We start from the raw sequence: 16,907 nt of genomic DNA, 5'->3' as shown, positions 1-16,907 counted from the left end.
GACTTTCCGTTGATCAGGCGACAGGATGGGAACATGGTTGCTGAGGGCGAGCTTGTCTGGGAGCCGGGTGAAGAGGTCGTCGCGTCGGCCAGGCTGACCCGCTACCTGGAGTGGCTGGGACGGCCGGCCTCCTACGAGGACGCGTGGCGATGGTCCGTCGACCACCCCGGGGAGTTCTGGACGTCGATCTGGGACTACTTCGACGTGATCGGCGAGCGCGGCGACGGGCCCGTGGTGTCCGGCACCATGCCCGGCGTCACGTGGTTCGCCGGCAGTTCGCTCAACTACGCCGAGAACGCGCTGCGCCCGCGTGACGGGGGCGCCGCCCTGGTGTTCGTCTCCGAAGACGGCGCCCGCCAGGAGCTGACCCACGACGAGCTGCGCGAAGAGGTCGCCCGCGTGCGCACCGGGCTGCGCCGCCTCGGCGTGGGGCGCGGTGACCGGGTGGCCGCCTACGTCCCCAACATCCCGCAGGCCCTCATCGCCTTCCTGGCCACCGCCTCGCTGGGCGCGATCTGGTCGGCGGGCTCGCCCGACTTCGGCGTGCCGAGCGTCGTCGACCGGTTCACGCAGATCGAGCCCAAGGTGCTCATCGCGGTCGACGGCTACCACTACAACGGCAAGAGCTACGACCGTTCCGCGGCCGTCAACGAGATCGCCGCCGCGCTGCCGTCGTTGCGCGCGACCGTGTGGATCCCCTACCTGGCGGCGGCCGGTGAGGGCCGCGCGCCGCAGCGGGCCGAGCCGGCCTCCCCGCACGCCACGGAGCCGCCGCACGGCGAGGTGATCGGCTGGGAAGGGCTGCGGGCGGAGCAGGGGCCGCTGGAGTTCGAGCGGGTGCCCTTCGACCATCCGCTGTGGATCCTCTACTCCAGCGGCACGACCGGGTTGCCCAAGCCGATCGTGCACGGCCACGGCGGCGTCGTGCTGGAGCACCTCAAGTCGCTCACCTTCCACCAGGACGTGGGCGAGGGCGACGTGTTCTTCTGGTACACGACCACGGGCTGGATGATGTGGAACTACCTCATCGGCGCCCTGCTGGTGGGGGCCACGCCGGTGCTCTACGACGGTTCGGCCACCCATCCGTCGCCGGCGGCGCTGTGGCGGATCGCCGACTCCGAGAACGTGACCTACTTCGGGGTCGGCGCCCCCTACATCATGGCCTCGCTGAAGGCCGGCCTGCACCCGGAGGGGCTGGAGAAGCTGCGCGGCGTCGGCTCGACCGGCTCCCCGCTGCCTCCCGAGGGGTTCGCGTGGCTGGCCGCCGAGCTGCCGGGCGTCCCGCTCGGGTCGTTCTCCGGCGGCACCGACGTCTGCACGGGCTTCGTCGGGGCCACCGTGCTCCACCCGGTCAGGGCCGGCATCATCCCGTGCCGGTCGCTGGGGGCGAAGGTGGAGTCGTACGACGCCGCGGGCAAGCCGGTCACCGGCTTGGTGGGCGAGCTGGTCGTGACCCGGCCGATGCCGTCGATGCCGGTGAAGTTCTGGAACGACCCGTCCGGCGAACGCTATTTCGGCAGCTACTTCGACGTCTACCCCGGCGTGTGGCGGCACGGCGACTGGATCAAGATCAACGAGGACGGCAGCTGCGTGATCTACGGCCGTTCCGACTCGACGCTCAACCGCGGCGGCGTCCGCATGGGCACCAGCGAGTTCTACCGGGTCGTCGAGCGGTTCGAGGAGATCGCCGACAGCCTCGTCATCGACACCGGCCAGCTCGGCCAGGAGGGGCGCCTCCTGCTGTACGTCACGCTCGCCGAAGGGGCCGAGCTCACCGAGCCGCTCCAGCGGGCCCTGTGCGACGCGTTGCGCACCGAGTTGTCGCCGCGCCACGTGCCCAACGAGATCCACGCCGTGCCCGGCATCCCGCGCACGCTGTCGGGGAAGAAGCTGGAGGTGCCCGTACGCAAGATCCTGCTCGGCACCCCCGTCGAGCAGGCGGCCAACCCCGACGCCATGGCCAACCCCGAGGTGCTGAGCCACTTCAGACCGGTGTGATGACGATCTTCCCGCGCGTGCGCCCCGACTCCGCCCTGCGGTGGATCTCCGCCAGCGCCGCCGGCGGGTGGCACTCGGACGGGACGGCGACCAGATCTCCCCGGTCCACCAGGGCCGCCAACCGAGTCAGCTGACCGGGGTCGTTGCGGGTCACGAAGTGCGTGCCGCCCTCGATCGGGGTGGCGATCGTGACCACCGTGCGGCCTGGCCGGGCCAGCGCCTCGGCGTCCCGCGCGGGGACGGCGGCCAGGTTCAGCAGCACGTCCAGGTCGTCGGGCAGCGGCGTGGCGGTGTAGTCGATCACCTCGTCGGCACCGTATCCCCTGACCGCCGCCGCGCTGCGCGGGCTCGCCGTGGCCGTCACGACCGCGCCCGCCAGCCGGGCGAGCTGGACGGCGAACATGCCGACGCCGCCGCCCGCGCCGTTGATCAGCACGCGCTGTCCCCTGGTGATGCGGGCGTGCTCGTGGACCGCCTGCCAGGCGGTGAGCCCGGCCACCGGGATGGTGGCCGCGTGGGCGAGCGGGATGCTCTGCGGGGCTCTGGCCAGCATGTTCGCGGGCGCGGTCACGTACTCGGCCGCGGCGCCGTCCACCTGGCCGAACACGCGGTCGCCCGGGGTCAGGCCGGTGACCCCCGCGCCGGTCTCGACCACGGTTCCGGAGACGTCCCAGCCCAGGGTGCGCGGCAGGCTCGTACCGAAGACGTCGGTCAGCAGGCCGGAGCGCAGGCCGATCTCGGCCGGGTTGAAGGACGTGGCCGCCACCTCGATCAGCACCTCTCCCGCGCCGGGTCGCGGCACCGGGATCCGGTCGTGCCGGATCACCGATGGGCCGCCGAACGCGTGGATCCGGGCGGCGCGCATGGTGCTGTCAGGGACGGGGGCGGTGCGGAAAGCCGTGGCGTGCTCCGCGGCCCACTCGCGGAACGTGCGGGCGGCGCTCCGCGTGACCTCCTCGACGGTCCGCGTGACCGGGAGCGGGGCGGTCACCAGGGCGGCCTGAGCCTGGAGGGCCTCGTCCACGGCGGGCGGGGGCCATCCTCCGGCCAGGAGTTCCTCGCGGGCGTGGTCCGGCGGGACCTCCTCCCAGCGCGCCGGGAATCCGACGATCTCGGCGAGCACGTCCACCTGGCCGGCCTGGGTGATCTGCTCGGGGCCGGTCAGCACGTAGGCGGCGCCGTGGTGGCCGTCCTCCAGCAGCGCCCGTACGGCGACCGCCGCGATGTCCCGCTCGTGCACCGGGGCCATGGCGGCCCGGCCGTACGGCGCGCGCACGACCCCGGCCCGCAGTTGCCTGGCCCACCGCAGCGTGTTGGCCGCGAAGGCGTGCGGGCGCAGGAACGTCCACTCCAGCCCGGACTCCTCGATCAGCCGCTCGACCTCGTGTTCGTGCTCGCGGACCGCGGCCGAGGAGAGGTAGACCACGCGGCGGGCACGTGCGGTCAGCACGTCGACCACCGCCCGCGCACCCTCGGCCGTCGCGAACGGCCACACCAGGAACACCGACTCCACCCCGTCGAGAGGCAATGACCCGGGGTCTTCGAGGTCGCCGCCCGCATGACCCCTCCTCAGGGGGATGACCTCGGCGCCTGCCGCCCGCAACTGCTTCGCCACCTGGCTGCCGACCGTGCCGGTCGCCCCGGTGACCAGAACCGTACCCATAGAACGTTCCTTTCGTCGCCAGCAACCGTAGGAGCGCCCATCGAGACTTCCAATGCGTCATCAGCGCGTATTTCATACGTCATCGTCTTAGACTCCGGTCCATGTTGCGTCCTGGAAGCTGGTCCAGGCCTGCGGGTGAAAGTCCCGTCCGGGTAAGCATCGGAGCGCCCGGTAGCAGGCCCCGGTTCGTCGTGGAGATATGGCGGGCTGAGCGGGTGTCAAGAGCCTCTTTGGAGGGAGCGAGCACGCGGGCCGTAGCGTTGAGCGAACCTTGCAGCCTCGTCAGAGTTACAACGGAGAAGCCGAGCCGCTCATGTCCCGGCGAAGGCCATGCTTGGTGGGCCCTGTTCCGGGGTCAGCCCGCCGGGTTCTTCCGGGGTATGGAGTTGGCCAGGCGTGGTGGGGGCGAGTTGGTGCGGTACGCCGACGACGGTGTCGTCCTGTGCCGCAGCGAAACCCAGGCCAGAGCGGTCCTGTACGCGGTCGAGGGCATCCTCGCATCGCTGGGGCTGAGGCTGCACCCGGACAAGACGAAGATCGTTGACCTCAGAGAGGGCCGGGTCCGAACCGGGAACGCCTCTCGCAAGTTCCTCCAGATCGACGATTACGTGGTCTGGCGTCTGCGCCGTCTGTTGATCAAGAAGCGGGGACGTAACCTGCGAGCCGGTCAGACGGCGCAATGGACTGAGGAGTGGTTCAACGGGCACGGCCTGCATCGCCTGCGGGGCACGATCCGCTATCCGAAGGCAGCGTAACCATGTCAAGAAGATCATCGGTAAGCCGTATGCGGGAAAACCGCACGTACGGATTGAAAGGGGGATGGGGAACCGGGCCTTCACCGCACCGCGCCCCTGACTACCAATGGACGTGCTCAGTGACGTGCTCGCGCTCATGCGCACCGGGCGCCCCCGGGCGGCCCGCGTCGCGTGGCACGCACCCTGGGGTCAGCGGTTCCCGACGGTCCCCGGCTCGGCCGGGTTCCAGGTCGTCCTGGAGGGGACCGGCCGGCTGATCCCACCGGACGGCGAGCCGATCGCGCTGGCGGCGGGCGACGTGCTCTTCTCCCCGCGCGGGCACGGCTACGCCATGGCCGACACGGTGTCCACCCCACCGGCCGAGCCCGCGTGCGACCCGCTGGAGGATGAGCTCGGCCTGTTCGCCGCGGACTCTTTCGGCGGCGAGGGCGCGGCGACGGTGCTGCTGTGCGGTGGTTACCGGTTCGACGCGAGCCGCGCCCACCCCATCCTGGCCGACCTGCCCGACCTGGTGCACCTGCCGGGGGCGCTCGGCCGGGACGCCGAGTTGAGCGCCGCGATCGGCCTGCTGAGCACGGAGGTCCAGCGGCCGGGCGGGGGCGCCGACACGATCGTGACGTCGCTCCTGGACATGCTTCTGCTCTACATCCTGCGGGCCTGCTTCGCCGCCGAGCCGGGGCGCTGCCAGGTCGGCGGCTGGGCGGCGGCCCTGGCCGATCCGGGGATCAGCGCCGTGCTCGACGCCGTGCACCGGGATCCGGCGCGTCCGTGGACCGTCCAGGAGATGGGCGAGCGGGCGGGCCTGTCGAGGTCGGCCTTCGCCCGGCGGTTCACGGCGCTGGTGGGACAGCCGCCGCTCACCTACCTGACCTGGTGGCGCCTGGCCACGGCCGCCCGGCTGCTGCGGGAGTCGGACGCGGTGCTGGGGGAGATCGCCGCCCGGGTCGGCTACGGCTCGGAGTACGCCTTCGCCAACGCCTTCAAGCGGGAGCACGGCATGTCGCCCGGCCGGTATCGCCGTGAGGCCGCCGCCCGGCTCGCGCCGCCACCCGGTCGGAGCCGGCGGCCGGCTGTGTTCGGCCAGGCTCGCGACGTGGTTAAAACGTAGCAATCACAATGCCGTCATACCTTGGATGAAGGCATTGACGCTTGCTGGATACAACGCCTAGATTCCGGACAGCCACCCGTTAAAACGTTTGTTGTCGGAGGATGGATGGCCGCACCCCCCACGCTGGCTCTGGCGAACGTCAGCAAGTCGTTCGGCGCCGTGCGGGCACTGCGTGACGTCTCCATCGAGTTGTTCGCCGGCGAGACGCACGGGCTCGCGGGGGAGAACGGCGCCGGCAAGTCGACCCTGGTCAAGACGCTGGCCGGGGTGCACCGCCCCGACAGCGGCCAGGTGCTGCTCGGAGGCGAGCCGGTCGACTTCGCCGGACCGGCCGACGCCCAGCAGGCGGGCGTGGCCGTCATCTACCAGGAGCCGACCCTCTTCCCCGACCTGTCCGTCGCCGAGAACATCTTCATGGGCCGCCAGCCCCGGCGCGGTCTCGGCCGGATCGACCGCAGAGCCATGCACGCGCGTACCAGGGAGCTGTTCGGGCGGCTCGGCGTGGCCCTCGACCCCGAGCAGCCCTCGCGCGGGTTGTCCATCGCCGACCAGCAGCTCGTCGAGATCGCCAAGGCGATCTCCAGGGACGCCCGCGTGCTGGTCATGGACGAGCCGACGGCCGCGCTCTCCGGCCACGAAGTGACCCGGCTGTTCTCGGTGGCGCAGGCGCTGCGCGAGCAGGGGTGCGCCCTGCTGTTCATCTCCCACCGGCTGGACGAGATCTTCGCGTTGTGCCAGCGGGTCACGACCCTGCGCGACGGCGCCTGGATCGCCAGCGAGCCCGTCGAGGGGCTCACCCACGACGACCTGATCCGCCGCATGGTGGGCCGCGAGGTCGCCACGTTGTTCCCCAAGGAGGAGGCGGCCGTCGGCGAGGTCGCCCTGAAGGTCGAGCGGCTGACCCGCGAGGGCGTGTTCACCGACGTGTCGTTCGACGTGCGCAGGGGCGAGATCGTCGCCCTGGCCGGGCTGGTCGGGGCCGGCCGCAGCGAGGTGGCGCGGGCGGTCTTCGGCATCGACCGCTGGGACGCCGGATCCGTCACGGTGGACGGCGTCGCCCTGCCCGCGGGCAGCCCCACGGCCGCCATGAAGGCGGGGCTGGCCCTGGTCCCCGAGGACCGCCGCCAGCAGGGGCTCGTCATGGACCTGTCGATCGAGCGCAACATCGGGCTGACCGGCCTGCGCGAGCTGCGCCGGGGGCCGGCCATCTCCCGCACGGCCGAGCGCGACCGGGCCAGGGACTGGGCACTGCGCCTGCAGCTGAAGTTCGCCCGGCTGGCCGACGGCGTGGGGGTGTTGTCCGGCGGCAACCAGCAGAAGGTCGTCCTCGCCAAGTGGCTGGCCACGCGGCCGTCCGTGCTCATCGTGGACGAGCCGACGCGCGGCATCGACGTCGGCACCAAGGCGGAGGTGCACCGGCTGCTGTCCGAGCTGGCCGGCCAGGGCATCGCCGTGCTCATGATCTCCTCGGAGCTGCCGGAGGTGCTCGGCATGGCCGACCGCGTGCTGGTCATGCACGAGGGCCGGCTGGCCGCCGAGATCCCCCGGGCCGAGGCGACCGAGGAGAGCGTGATGAGCGCCGCAACCGGGAGGGCCGCGTGACCGGATCCGCGGTGGCCGCGCCGCCCGAGCGCACCCCCGGCGGGCGCAGCGCACGAAGCCTGGTCGACCTGGTGTTCAGGGCGCGCGAGCTGAGCCTGGTCATCGCCCTCGTCCTGCTCGTCGGCGTGACCGGCGCGGTCAACCCCAACTTCCTGTCCGGGCAGGGCATCGAGGACATCCTGCTCAACACCGCGATCCTCGCCCTGCTGGCCGTCGGGCAGTCCGTCGTGGTCATCACCCGCAACCTCGACCTGTCCGTCGGCTCCGTGGTGGGACTGGTCGCGTTCGTCACCGCCGACGTGCTCGCGAGCGGCTGGGGCCTGGTCCCCGGCGTCGTGTTCGGGGTGGCGGTCGGCGCGGCCTGCGGCCTGCTCAACGGGCTCCTCGTCAGCTTCTGCCGGGTCCCCGCGCTGGTCGTGACACTCGGGACGCTCTACGTGATCCAGGGCGTCGACCACTACATCGCGCATGGCCGCCAGATCAACGCCGTCGACCTGCCGCCCGCGCTGCTGTCGCTGGGCAACGGGGCGGTGCTGGGCGTTCCGTACCTGCCGCTCATCACGCTCGTGTTCATGCTGCTGATCGGCTACTACCTGCGCTCCTACCCGAGCGGCCGGGAGTTCTACGCCATCGGCTCCAGCCCGGAGGCGGCCAGGCTGGCCGGCGTACCGGTGCGCCGCCGCATCCTGACCGCCTACCTCGTCAGCGGCTGCCTGGCCGGACTGGCGGGCGTGCTCTGGCTGGCCCGGTTCGGGACGGTCATCGGCGACTCCGCCAACGGCTGGGAGCTGATCGTGATCAGCGCCGTCGTGGTGGGCGGCGTCGCGATCACCGGCGGGGTCGGCAGCGTGTACGGGGCCGCGCTCGGCGCGCTGCTGCTCACCACGATCGGCAGCGCCCTGGTCGTGCTCCGGGTCAACCCCTTCTGGCAGCAGGCCATCACCGGCGCGCTGCTCCTGCTCGCCATCAGCGTCGACCGGGTGCTGGCCATGAGGGTGGCCCGCCTGCTCAGGAACAGGAGCCGTCATGGGTGACCAAGGGGGCGGCCGCCTCGGCATGGGCAGGATCCTGCGGTGGGACGTCCTGGTGGCCTCGCTGCTGGTCGCGGTGTTCGCGGCCGGATCCTTCGGCACCCCGGGCTTCGCGACCACCGGCAACCTGTCGTTCGCGCTGAGCGACCTCGGCGAGATCGCGCTCATCGCGCTGGCCATGACCATGCTGGTGGTGGCCGCCGAGGTCGACCTGTCGGTCGCCTCGGTGCTCGGCCTGTCCAGCGCGCTCGTCGGCGCCATGTGGGACGGCGGCATGGCCATCGAGACGATCATCCCGCTCGTGGTGCTCGTCGGCGCCGTCTGCGGGCTGGTCAACGGGCTGCTCGTGACCCGGCTCGGCCTGCCCTCGCTGGCCGTCACGATCGGCACGCTCGCCCTCTACCGCGGCCTGGCGTACGTCGTGCTCGGCGACCAGGCCATCGCCCAGTTCCCGCCCGGCTACGTCGCGCTGGCCGTGGGGAACGTGCCCGGCACGCCGATCCCCTACCCGATCGCGCTGTTCGTCCTGCTCGCCGTCATCGTCGGGGTGGTGCTGCACGCCACCGGCTTCGGCCGCTCGCTCTACGCCATCGGCGCGCAGGAGCAGGTCGCCTTCTTCGCCGGCATCCGGGTCAAGCGCATCAAGCTGCTGCTGTTCGTCTTCTCCGGCACGATCGCGGCGTTCGCCGGTGTCGTCTTCACCCTCCGGTACGGCTCCGCCCGCGCCGACAACGGCCTGGGCATCGAGCTCGCCGTCATCGCCGCGGTCCTGCTCGGCGGGGTCGACTTCGACGGCGGCAAGGGCACGCTGGGCGGGGTCATCGCCGGCGTGCTGCTCATCGGGTTGCTGCGCAACCTGCTGATGCTCGGCGACGTGTCGACGGAGATCCAGTCGATCGTCACCGGGCTGCTCCTCATCGTGTCGGTGCTCACCCCGCGCCTCGTCTCCCTCATCAGGCCGGCCCTGAAAGGAACCCCATGACCCCGATGCGCCTGACCGCCGTCGCCACGCTGCTCGTCCTCGGCGTGGCGGCCTGCGGCGGCACCACGAGATCGTCCGTCACCGCCGCTCCTCAGCAGGCGCCCGCCTCCTCGGCCGCCGCCTCGGCGAACCCAGACGCGCCGCTCAAGGAGGGCATCAAGCTGGCGTTCCTGCCGAAACAGATCAACAACCCGTACGAGGTGATCGTCGACAAGGCCGGGATCGAGGCGGCCGAGGAGTTCAAGGGCGAGGCCAAGGAGGTCGGCCCGTCCGACGCGTCGGCGTCGTCCCAGATCTCCTACATCAACACGCTGACCCAGCAGGGCCACGACGCGATCCTCATCGCCGCCAACGACGCCAACGCCGTCTGCGGCCCGCTCCAGCAGGCCCGCGCCAAGGGCATCAAGATCGTGTCGTACGACTCGGACGCCGCGCCGCAGTGCCGTGACCTGTTCATCAACCAGGCCAGCTCAGAAGAGGTCGGCCGCAGCCAGGTGCAACTGCTCGCGGAGATGATCGACCACAAGGGCGAGATCGCCATCATGTCGGCCACGGCCAACGCGACGAACCAGAACACCTGGATCGAGTTCATGAAGGAGGAGCTGGCCAAGCCGGAGTACAAGGACATGAAGCTGGTCAAGGTCGCCTACGGGGACGACGACGACCAGAAGTCCTTCACCGAGACGCAGGGCCTGCTGCAGGCCTATCCCGACCTGAAGGGCATCATCTCGCCCACCACCGTCGGCGTCTCGGCCGCGGCCCGCTACATCTCGGGCTCGAAGTACAAGGGCAAGGTCGTGCTGACCGGGCTGGGCACGCCCAACCAGATGCGCCAGTACGTCAAGGACAAGACGGTGGAGAAGTTCGCCCTGTGGAACCCGAAGGACCTGGGCTACCTCGCGTCGTACGCGGCGGCGGCGCTGGTGTCGGGGCAGATCACCGGAGCCGAGGGCGAGACGTTCAAGGCGGGCAAGCTGGGGGAGCGCACGATCGGCAAGAACGGCGAGGTCATCCTCGGGCCGCCGTTCACCTTCGACGCCTCCAACATCGACCAGTTCGACTTCTGAGTGCGACGGCGCGCGGCCCGGAACCGGGCCGCGTGCCGTCGGCCCGACAGACCCGGCTCGGCGGTCCCTGTACGGGGGCCGCCGTTCTTCGTCCACGACCCTGGCCGCGGCCAGGTATGCATCCGGATGCTGATGGACTGACACAGTTCCATCGATCCTGCCTGACGCTCGCCGGCGACAGGTTGCTGGCCGATATCGACCGCGCCGCCGACCACGCCGCATGGTGGCGCGTTCCCCCGACGTCGAGATCGTCTGAGCGCCCGGAGCCGCCGGGCGCTCAGCCGCCGAGGCCGAGGAGGGGCAGGCAGGCGGGCAGGTTGTGGAGCTCGTAGCCCGGTGACTCCTGCCAGTCCTCCCTGGCCAGGCGGAAGCGCCGCGTGACCGCCGGCTTGCCCTGGCGGTCGTGGAGGGTGATGCCGTCCTCCCGGTAGCCGAGTTTCCTCGTCACCGCCAGCGAGGCGTGATTGTCCTCGAACGCCTCGGTCGTCGCGTGGTGCGCCCCCAGCCCGGCGAAGGCGAGGTGCAGCACCGCCCTGCGCATCTCGGTGCCGATGCCCTTGCCGTGGAAACGCCGGCCCAGCCACGAGCCGGTGTTGACCTGGCGGGTGACCGCGAAGGACGTGCCCACGAGGCCCTGGGTGCCGACGACCTGGCCGTCGTACACGACCACGAAGTCGATCGACCACTTCTCCGGGGTGAGCGAGCCCCACGCGCGGAAGTGGTACTGCAGCGTGCTTCTGGCCCGCTCGGCGGGCTCGGCGTCCGACCAGGGGAACATGAACGGCATCGTTCCCGCGTCGTGGATGCCCTCGGCGGCGCGGTCCGCGAGCTCGTCGAGGTCGTCGAGCGAGGGGAGGCGCAGCTCCAGGCGAGGCGTCGTGATGGACAGGTCGAACAGGGGCCAGTTTCGCATACCACCGCATGCTGGCAGGCGACGCGGAGGTGCGCGAACGATTTTCGCCGGCCGCGCCCTGACGTCGATAGTCGAATAAATGGGGAATGCCCGTTTATGGCTGGATTTGTAAATTCGCTGCCTTTACCGGACAAAACCCATACATGAGATGAATTCTCGACGAGGTGGGTAGGCATCGAATTATGATCATAAAGGTTCGGAGAATCGGCGCTTTTGTCGCCGGATGTGGGGTGCCCTTGCTGATGGGCGTACCCGCCATGGCGGACAGGAGCGATCCCATACCGGTCGAGCAGGCCGAGGTGAAGGTGCCCCTCCTGCGGCCGGGGGATCGCGGCAAGGAGGTCGAGCGCCTCCAGCGGGGGCTGCGCCAGGGCCGCTACTACTTCGGCAAGATCAACGGGCGCTACGACGAGCAGACGAAGTTCGCGGTCTGGGCACTGCAGAAGAGCCACAGGATGCAGACCAGGGGCGCGGTGGGGCCGGAGGTCTGGCGGGCGCTCGACCGGCGGCTCAAGACCCGCCCGCTGGTGCCCAACGGCCCGGCGAACCGGGTCGAGGTCAGGCTGCGCGACCAGTTGCTCATCGTCTACCGCGGCCACCGTCCCGAGCTGATCTCGCACATCTCCAGCGGCGCCCAGAGACGCTGGTGCCTCAAGGGGCGCTGCGGTGACGCGGTCACGCCCGTGGGGGACTTCCGCGTCAACCGGCGGGCGCCCGGGTGGACGACCGGGCCGCTCGGATCGATGTACAACTCCCTCTACTTCGTCGGCGGCATCGCCATGCACGGTTCCACAAAGGTGCCGAACCGGCCGGCGTCCCACGGGTGCGTACGCGTCCCGATGGAAACGTCCAAACGGCTCTACACAATCGTGGGCATGGGAGAGCCGGTATATGTGCGACAGAAATGGTAATTCCTGAAAAATCGGGATATGTCGCGTCACCCCGCAGTGCCTCCGACTCGTGAGACGTTCGGGCCGGTGCCCACGCGCGTCAGCCTGGGCACGCTCGCCCCGGCCTTCTTGAGCACGCCGTCCTTGACCAGCCTCAGCGGCGAGCCGGCGGGCGCAGGGCCGTCCCCGGTCGTCCGCGCGAGCCGCAGGGCCAGCGCCGGGCACATGTCGACCGCCCGCCGCGCCTCCTTGGCGAGGTAGCCGGGGACGTTCCTGAACGACGGGAAGCCGTAGTCGTCCAGGTCCACGAACTCCGGCAGCAGATGCGCGCAGAGCCCGTGCCCCTGGCAGCGGGACCAGTCCACCTCCAGCCGGTACTCGGGGGGTGCCTCCCGCTCGGGCATCGGCAGCACGCCGCGGATCGGCCGGCCGCACGAGCCGTGCTCCAGGTGCTGCGCGATCTCGGTCTCGAACGCGTCCAGCGCCGACATCACGAACTTCGCCGTGCCGTCGGGGTGGAAACACGCCCCGCGCCGCTCGACACCGCGCACGCATCGGCGTACGGCGTCCACCGACCCCGTGCCCTCGACCAGCGCGTACATGGCCCTGGCGATGTCCGGCAGGCCGAGACGGCAGGGGCCGCACTGGCCCGCGGACTCGGCCGCGAGGTAGGCCGCCACCCTGGCGGCCTCCCCGAGCGCGCAGGTGGACTCGCCGAGCGGGACGATGATCCCGGCGCCGAGGGTCGCGCCGGCCAGCTTCATGCCCTCGCGCGAGAGCACGGCCGTCTGGACGACCTCCGCGGACAACCACGCGCCGTGGTAGCCGCCGATGAGCACGCCGTCGCCGATCTCGGCCTCGGTCAGCGCCAGCACGTCGGCCAGGTAGGTGCCCGTGGGCGCCTCGATGACCGCGCCCTTCGCCGCGCCGCCGCTCACGGTGAGCAGGATCGTGCCGGGCTCCTTGCTGGTGCCGATCTCGGCGTACTTCTCGGGGCCGTACTCCGCCAGCAGCGCGAACTGCGCGTACGTCTCCGTGTTGGACAGCAGGGTCGGCAGGCCGTCCACACCGCTCGTCGCGGCCCGCTTCTTGCGGCCGGGCGGGATGCCCTCCTCTCCGTTCACGGCCTTGACGAGCGCGCCGCCTTCGCCGGAGATGAACCTCTCCTTGATGCCGACCACGCGGATCGGGACGCGGCTCTCCGCGCCGCCCGACACGTTCGCGGCGCGGCGCTCGGCCACGGCGGCGGCCACGGACGCCTCGGCGACCTCGCCGCCGGCCGTGGCGACGACCACCTCGCGGGCGCCCAGCGCCTCGGCGGCCAGCACCGCGCCGTCCAGCACCAGGTGGGGGTTGCGGGTGAGCAGCATGGCGTCCTTCGAGCTGGCCGGCTCGCCCTCGGCGCCGTTGACCAGCACCACGCTCTCGCCCGTGCCGGCCGCGTCGGCGACCGCACGCAGCTTGCGCGCGAACGGGAAGGCCGCGCCGCCCCGCCCGCGCATGTCCACGTCGTTGGCATGGGAGATGAGCTCGCCCAGCTCGCGCGGCTCCATCACCCCGTGGAGCGTGCGGTGCGCGGGCAGGTCGAGCCTGCGGCAGTGGTCGAGCCCGGCGGTGAGCCGGGCCGGACCCATGCGTAAAACCCGGGGAACTCGGGCCGGAATCACGGTCGCTCCTGATCAGTCGTCGCGGGCAGGCTCATCGGATACCTCTGAGGAAGACTCCCGCCTTCAGGCGGGGGAGGAATCGGTCCCCTGCGGAGCAGGGCAGGGTGAGGCGATTCGCCGCCAGGCGGACCGCCATATAGAACACACACACGATTATCAGCTGATCGCGCGGTAGGATGTGAGGCGTGGCGCAGATCGTGAAGCGGGCCTTCAAGTACCGCTTCTACCCGACCCCCGAGCAGGCCGAAGAGCTTGCCCGGACGTTCGGCTGCGTCCGCCTCGTCTACAACAAAGCCCTGGAAGAACGGACCCGCGCCTACACGCTGCAAGGCCGTCGTGTCTCCTACGTGGAGTCCTCCGCGCGCCTGACGGCGTGGAAGCGCAGCGGAGAATACGACTTCCTGTTCGAGGTGTCGTCGGTCCCTCTTCAGCAGGCGCTTCGCCATCTTCAGGCCGCGTTCGCGAACTTCTTCGCCAAGCGGGCCAAGTACCCCACGTTCAAGTCCCGCAAGAAGTCGCGGGCGTCGGCCGAGTACACCCGCTCGGCGTTCCGGTGGCGCGAGGGCCGGTTGACGCTGGCGAAGATGGAGGCCCCGCTGGCGATCGCATGGTCGCGCCCTCTTCCTGAGGGCGTGGAGCCGTCCACGGTGACCGTGTCGAAGGATGCTGCGGGGCGCTGGTTCGTGTCCCTGCTGGTCGAGGAGAAGATCAGCCCGCTCCCGCCTGCCGGGCAGAGCGTCGGTGTGGATGCGGGCATCACCGCGCTGGCGGCACTCTCGACCGGCGAGAAGATCGTCAATCCGCGTCATGAGCGCGCCGATCGGCGCAAGCTGGCCAAGGCTCAGCGGGCCCTGGCCCGCAAGGCCAAGGGGTCGGCCAACCGCGCCAAGGCCCGGGCCAGGGTCGCCAAGGTGTACGCCCGGATCGCCGACCGTAGAAGGGATCACCTGCACAAGGTCACGACACGGCTTGTTCGCGAAAATCAAGTGATCGCCGTGGAAGACCTGACCGTCCGCACCATGGTGAAGAACCGCAGCCTGGCCCGCGCCATCTCCGATGCCTCGTGGCGGGAGATGCGCGGCATGCTGGAGTACAAGGCCGCCTGGTACGGGCGCACGCTCGTGGCGGTGGACCGCTGGTTCCCCTCCTCCAAGCTGTGCTCGGCGTGCGGGGCCCTGCGGGAGACGATGCCGCTGAAGGTCCGGGAGTGGATGTGCGCCTGCGGCGCGGTCCATGACCGGGACGTCAACGCGGCCAGGAACGTGCTCGCCGCCGGGCTGGCGGAGAGCTGAAACGCCTGTGGAGCGGGTGTAAGACCTCAACGAGAGTCCTCTCGGACGGGCAACCGGCTGTGAAGCAGGAACCCTCACGGGCGACCGTGGGAATCCCCCTCCTTCAGGAGGGGGAGGATGTCAACCGGCCTCCCTGTATCTGCGCCGGGCCTCGGCGAGGCTCACGGGTGCGTTGACGTTCACCGCGGCACCGCGGGAGCCTGCGGCGGCCGCGACCTTCTGCGGCCGTTCGTTCGGTACGCCCGCCGCTGCCGGCGTCGCCACCGCCGGCCCTTCGACTCTTTCCGCCACGGTCGGCGGCCGGCGCAGCGAGGCCAGCACCCGCACGCAGAGCGCGGAGCCGACCGCCGCCAGGCAGGCCACGTAGGACCAGGCCACCCAGCCGGCCGGCGGGCGACCGGCGGTGAGCCCGTGCATGATGCCGACCGGCCAGGCCACGTACGCGGCGGCGTGGAGGATCCGCCACATCCACGGCCTGGTCCGGACGGCGAAGCGCCCCCTCAGCATTCCCGTGACCACGGCCAGGACCATCAGGTCGAAGGCCAGCGCGCCGAACCCCACGTAGATCCCGGCGACCGGAACGACCGCCGCCCCCAGCGGTACGTGTCCCAGGCTGATCATGAGGGTGATGTGCGTGATCAGGTACGCCAGCCCGATGAACGCGGTGGCTCTGTGCGCGAGCTGGGCCCTGACCCGGTTGGCCGGTGACAGGAAGACGCGTTCGGTGGTGAGCAGGCCGAGCGCGACCGTCGCGGTCAGCAGCACCAGGGCGAACACGCCCGCGTAGAACTCGAGGAAGCCCACCCCCCGGCCGAGCAGCGCCACACCGCGTTCGGTCCTGGTCAGCGCGAACGCCGACAACAGGACTGCCGTGATCAGGGCGCTCGCCCCCAGCCGGACGTTTCTGGTGTCCAGCTTGGTGGGGGCGTGCCGGGGGGATCGTCTGTGGAGCATCTATTTCCCTCCAAGGTCGGGTGAGGGTGCGACTCGGAAGGCTGGTGCCCGTGAGGGCATGTCAGATCAGCAACGGCGGCCCCGGTTGATGCAGGAGACGACGGTCTGCATCAGCCGATCGGGCATCACATTGACGAAGTCGCCGTGGTCGGTGACCGGATTGTGCTTCTGCTCGGGGAAGGCGTCCACGGCGTACGACGCACCTTGCGGCACGTTGTACGCCAGGGTCATGCGGAGTTGGGGAATCGCCCGAGTGCCCTGAGGGCAGGCACCGTTCTGGTCGGGGAAGACCACGTGCGTCCGATGATTGGCGCTGTCGGTGTTCTGGCCGTCCCAGCAGCTAGGGAAGTCCAGGATACGAAGAACCTGACTGCCACGCGGGCAAAGCGTGTATTTGTCGGGACTTATGCGATTTTGGAATCCCGAGCAGCTCCAGCCGGCCTTGGCGTTGGCGGTGCCGTTCGTGGCCGCCTTGGCGTCACCGGTGATCAACCTCAGGAACCTCGGCATCGCCACGACGTCGTCGGTGGCGTTGCCGCGGAACTGGAGCGTCGCGGCGCGGGGCAGCAGCAGCCGGCCGACGTTGCCGTCGGGGTCGCCGGCGTTCTCGTCCGACGTGCGGTCCCTGATCACGGGCCAGTAGTACGTGGACTTGTCGCCCAGCCGGCAGGTGGTTCCCGCCGCGGCCAGGCTCTCGTCGGTGGAGAACTCGTCCGTCGACAGGTTGCCCACGTAGTCGTGCAGGTGGTGAGCCCCGTTGGCCACGCCGGGCGCGACGATGAAGTTGGCCGGGTTGTTGTGGCGGTTCTGGTTGGTGCCGCAGCGGGAGATGAAGGAGCCGCGGGAGCCGTCCCTGCCGATCCGCGGCTCGTTGACCTGCTGGACCTGGCGGATGTTGACGAAGTCCTGGCGGAACGGGCCCAGGTCGCAGTCATTCCCGTCGCCGCTCTGGGTGGGGGAGGGAGAGGGCGACGCCGTTCCCTGC

At 70.6% G+C, this 16,907-nt stretch carries 13 protein-coding genes and 1 pseudogene; 9 read left to right on the top strand and 5 right to left on the bottom strand.

All coding sequences use genetic code 11. The annotated features are described in order from the left end of the window. The first annotated feature begins 33 nt into the window (after positions 1–33). On the top strand, positions 34–1,998 hold the full coding sequence (locus tag E1295_RS29630) for an acetoacetate--CoA ligase (protein WP_132634932.1): 1,965 nt from the start codon (positions 34–36) through the stop codon (positions 1,996–1,998). Here E1295_RS29630 and E1295_RS51195 read toward each other — a convergent pair. After that, a complete protein-coding gene (locus E1295_RS51195) occupies positions 1,985–3,661 on the bottom strand; it encodes an alcohol dehydrogenase catalytic domain-containing protein (protein WP_246080492.1) in 1,677 nt (558 codons plus the stop codon). The genes E1295_RS29630 and E1295_RS51195 overlap by 14 nt on opposite strands. A gap of 413 nt (positions 3,662–4,074) precedes the next feature. On the opposite strand from E1295_RS51195, the gene E1295_RS29615 reads away from it, so the two are divergent. The 6 genes from E1295_RS29615 (at position 4,075) to rhaS (ending at position 10,206) form a co-directional block, all read left to right on the top strand. Further along, positions 4,075–4,416 (top strand): reverse transcriptase domain-containing protein, encoded by a 342-nt coding sequence (locus tag E1295_RS29615; protein WP_246080490.1) that lies wholly within the window; start codon positions 4,075–4,077, stop codon positions 4,414–4,416. Positions 4,417–4,522: 106 nt separating this feature from the next. Then, positions 4,523–5,524: an AraC family transcriptional regulator gene (locus E1295_RS29610; RefSeq protein WP_132634929.1), complete on the top strand. Its 1,002-nt coding sequence runs from the start codon at positions 4,523–4,525 to the stop codon at positions 5,522–5,524. A gap of 105 nt (positions 5,525–5,629) precedes the next feature. Further along, positions 5,630–7,126, top strand: coding sequence for a sugar ABC transporter ATP-binding protein (locus E1295_RS29605; protein WP_132634926.1), 1,497 nt, complete (start codon positions 5,630–5,632; stop codon positions 7,124–7,126). Beyond that, positions 7,123–8,160 carry an ABC transporter permease gene (locus E1295_RS29600; RefSeq protein ID WP_132634923.1) on the top strand — a complete coding sequence of 346 codons (1,038 nt, stop codon included), beginning with the start codon at positions 7,123–7,125 and terminating at the stop codon, positions 8,158–8,160. Before E1295_RS29605 ends, E1295_RS29600 begins: the two co-directional genes overlap by 4 nt. Further along, the gene (locus tag E1295_RS29595; RefSeq protein WP_132634920.1) at positions 8,153–9,139 is read left to right on the top strand and encodes an ABC transporter permease; all 987 of its coding nucleotides are present in this window, start codon (positions 8,153–8,155) and stop codon (positions 9,137–9,139) included. Before E1295_RS29600 ends, E1295_RS29595 begins: the two co-directional genes overlap by 8 nt. Beyond that, positions 9,136–10,206 (top strand): rhamnose ABC transporter substrate-binding protein, encoded by a 1,071-nt coding sequence (rhaS, locus tag E1295_RS29590; RefSeq protein WP_132634918.1) that lies wholly within the window; start codon positions 9,136–9,138, stop codon positions 10,204–10,206. The genes E1295_RS29595 and rhaS overlap by 4 nt, the downstream gene beginning before the upstream one ends. 277 nt (positions 10,207–10,483) lie before the next feature. On the opposite strand, the gene E1295_RS29585 is transcribed toward rhaS, so the two are convergent. Then, positions 10,484–11,119 carry a GNAT family N-acetyltransferase gene (locus E1295_RS29585; RefSeq protein WP_132634915.1) on the bottom strand — a complete coding sequence of 212 codons (636 nt, stop codon included), beginning with the start codon at positions 11,117–11,119 and terminating at the stop codon, positions 10,484–10,486. Positions 11,120–11,361: 242 nt separating this feature from the next. On the opposite strand from E1295_RS29585, the gene E1295_RS29580 reads away from it, so the two are divergent. Next, on the top strand, positions 11,362–12,030 hold the full coding sequence (locus E1295_RS29580) for a L,D-transpeptidase family protein (RefSeq protein ID WP_166427464.1): 669 nt from the start codon (positions 11,362–11,364) through the stop codon (positions 12,028–12,030). A gap of 26 nt (positions 12,031–12,056) precedes the next feature. Here the strand turns inward: E1295_RS29580 and E1295_RS29575 are convergent, their stop codons facing one another. After that, a complete protein-coding gene (locus E1295_RS29575) occupies positions 12,057–13,643 on the bottom strand; it encodes an NADH-quinone oxidoreductase subunit NuoF family protein (protein WP_132634909.1) in 1,587 nt (528 codons plus the stop codon). 218 nt (positions 13,644–13,861) lie between these two features. On the opposite strand from E1295_RS29575, the pseudogene E1295_RS29570 reads away from it, so the two are divergent. Continuing rightward, positions 13,862–15,054 (top strand): annotated as a pseudogene (locus E1295_RS29570) (RNA-guided endonuclease InsQ/TnpB family protein); the annotation flags it as partial. 34 nt (positions 15,055–15,088) lie between these two features. Here the strand turns inward: E1295_RS29570 and E1295_RS29565 are convergent. Both E1295_RS29565 and E1295_RS29560 read right to left on the bottom strand, forming a co-directional pair. Further along, complete coding sequence (locus tag E1295_RS29565; RefSeq protein WP_132634903.1) at positions 15,089–15,922, bottom strand: ferric reductase-like transmembrane domain-containing protein; 834 nt, start codon at positions 15,920–15,922, stop codon at positions 15,089–15,091. Positions 15,923–15,988: 66 nt separating this feature from the next. After that, the coding region (locus tag E1295_RS29560) for a DUF1996 domain-containing protein (RefSeq protein ID WP_132634900.1) at positions 15,989–16,907 on the bottom strand (919 nt) is incomplete at its 5' end.

The organism is Nonomuraea mesophila, from assembly GCF_004352805.1.
In the GTDB taxonomy this organism is placed as follows: Bacteria; Actinomycetota; Actinomycetes; order Streptosporangiales; family Streptosporangiaceae; genus Nonomuraea; species Nonomuraea longispora.
This window is presented reverse-complemented; position numbering and strand designations above follow the sequence as displayed.

Bases quoted from the DNA above. Each gene is read 5' to 3' on its own strand.
- E1295_RS51195 (WP_246080492.1), bottom strand. From the start codon at position 3,661: ATGGGTACGGTTCTGGTCACCGGGGCGACCGGCACGGTCGGCAGCCAG.
- E1295_RS29595 (WP_132634920.1), top strand. From the start codon at position 8,153: ATGGGTGACCAAGGGGGCGGCCGCCTCGGCATGGGCAGGATCCTGCGG.
- E1295_RS29610 (WP_132634929.1), top strand. From the start codon at position 4,523: ATGGACGTGCTCAGTGACGTGCTCGCGCTCATGCGCACCGGGCGCCCC.
- rhaS (WP_132634918.1), top strand. From the start codon at position 9,136: ATGACCCCGATGCGCCTGACCGCCGTCGCCACGCTGCTCGTCCTCGGC.
- E1295_RS29580 (WP_166427464.1), top strand. From the start codon at position 11,362: ATGGGCGTACCCGCCATGGCGGACAGGAGCGATCCCATACCGGTCGAG.
- E1295_RS29565 (WP_132634903.1), bottom strand. From the start codon at position 15,922: ATGCTCCACAGACGATCCCCCCGGCACGCCCCCACCAAGCTGGACACC.
- E1295_RS29605 (WP_132634926.1), top strand. From the start codon at position 5,630: ATGGCCGCACCCCCCACGCTGGCTCTGGCGAACGTCAGCAAGTCGTTC.
- E1295_RS29630 (WP_132634932.1), top strand. From the start codon at position 34: ATGGTTGCTGAGGGCGAGCTTGTCTGGGAGCCGGGTGAAGAGGTCGTC.
- E1295_RS29585 (WP_132634915.1), bottom strand. From the start codon at position 11,119: ATGCGAAACTGGCCCCTGTTCGACCTGTCCATCACGACGCCTCGCCTG.
- E1295_RS29575 (WP_132634909.1), bottom strand. From the start codon at position 13,643: ATGGGTCCGGCCCGGCTCACCGCCGGGCTCGACCACTGCCGCAGGCTC.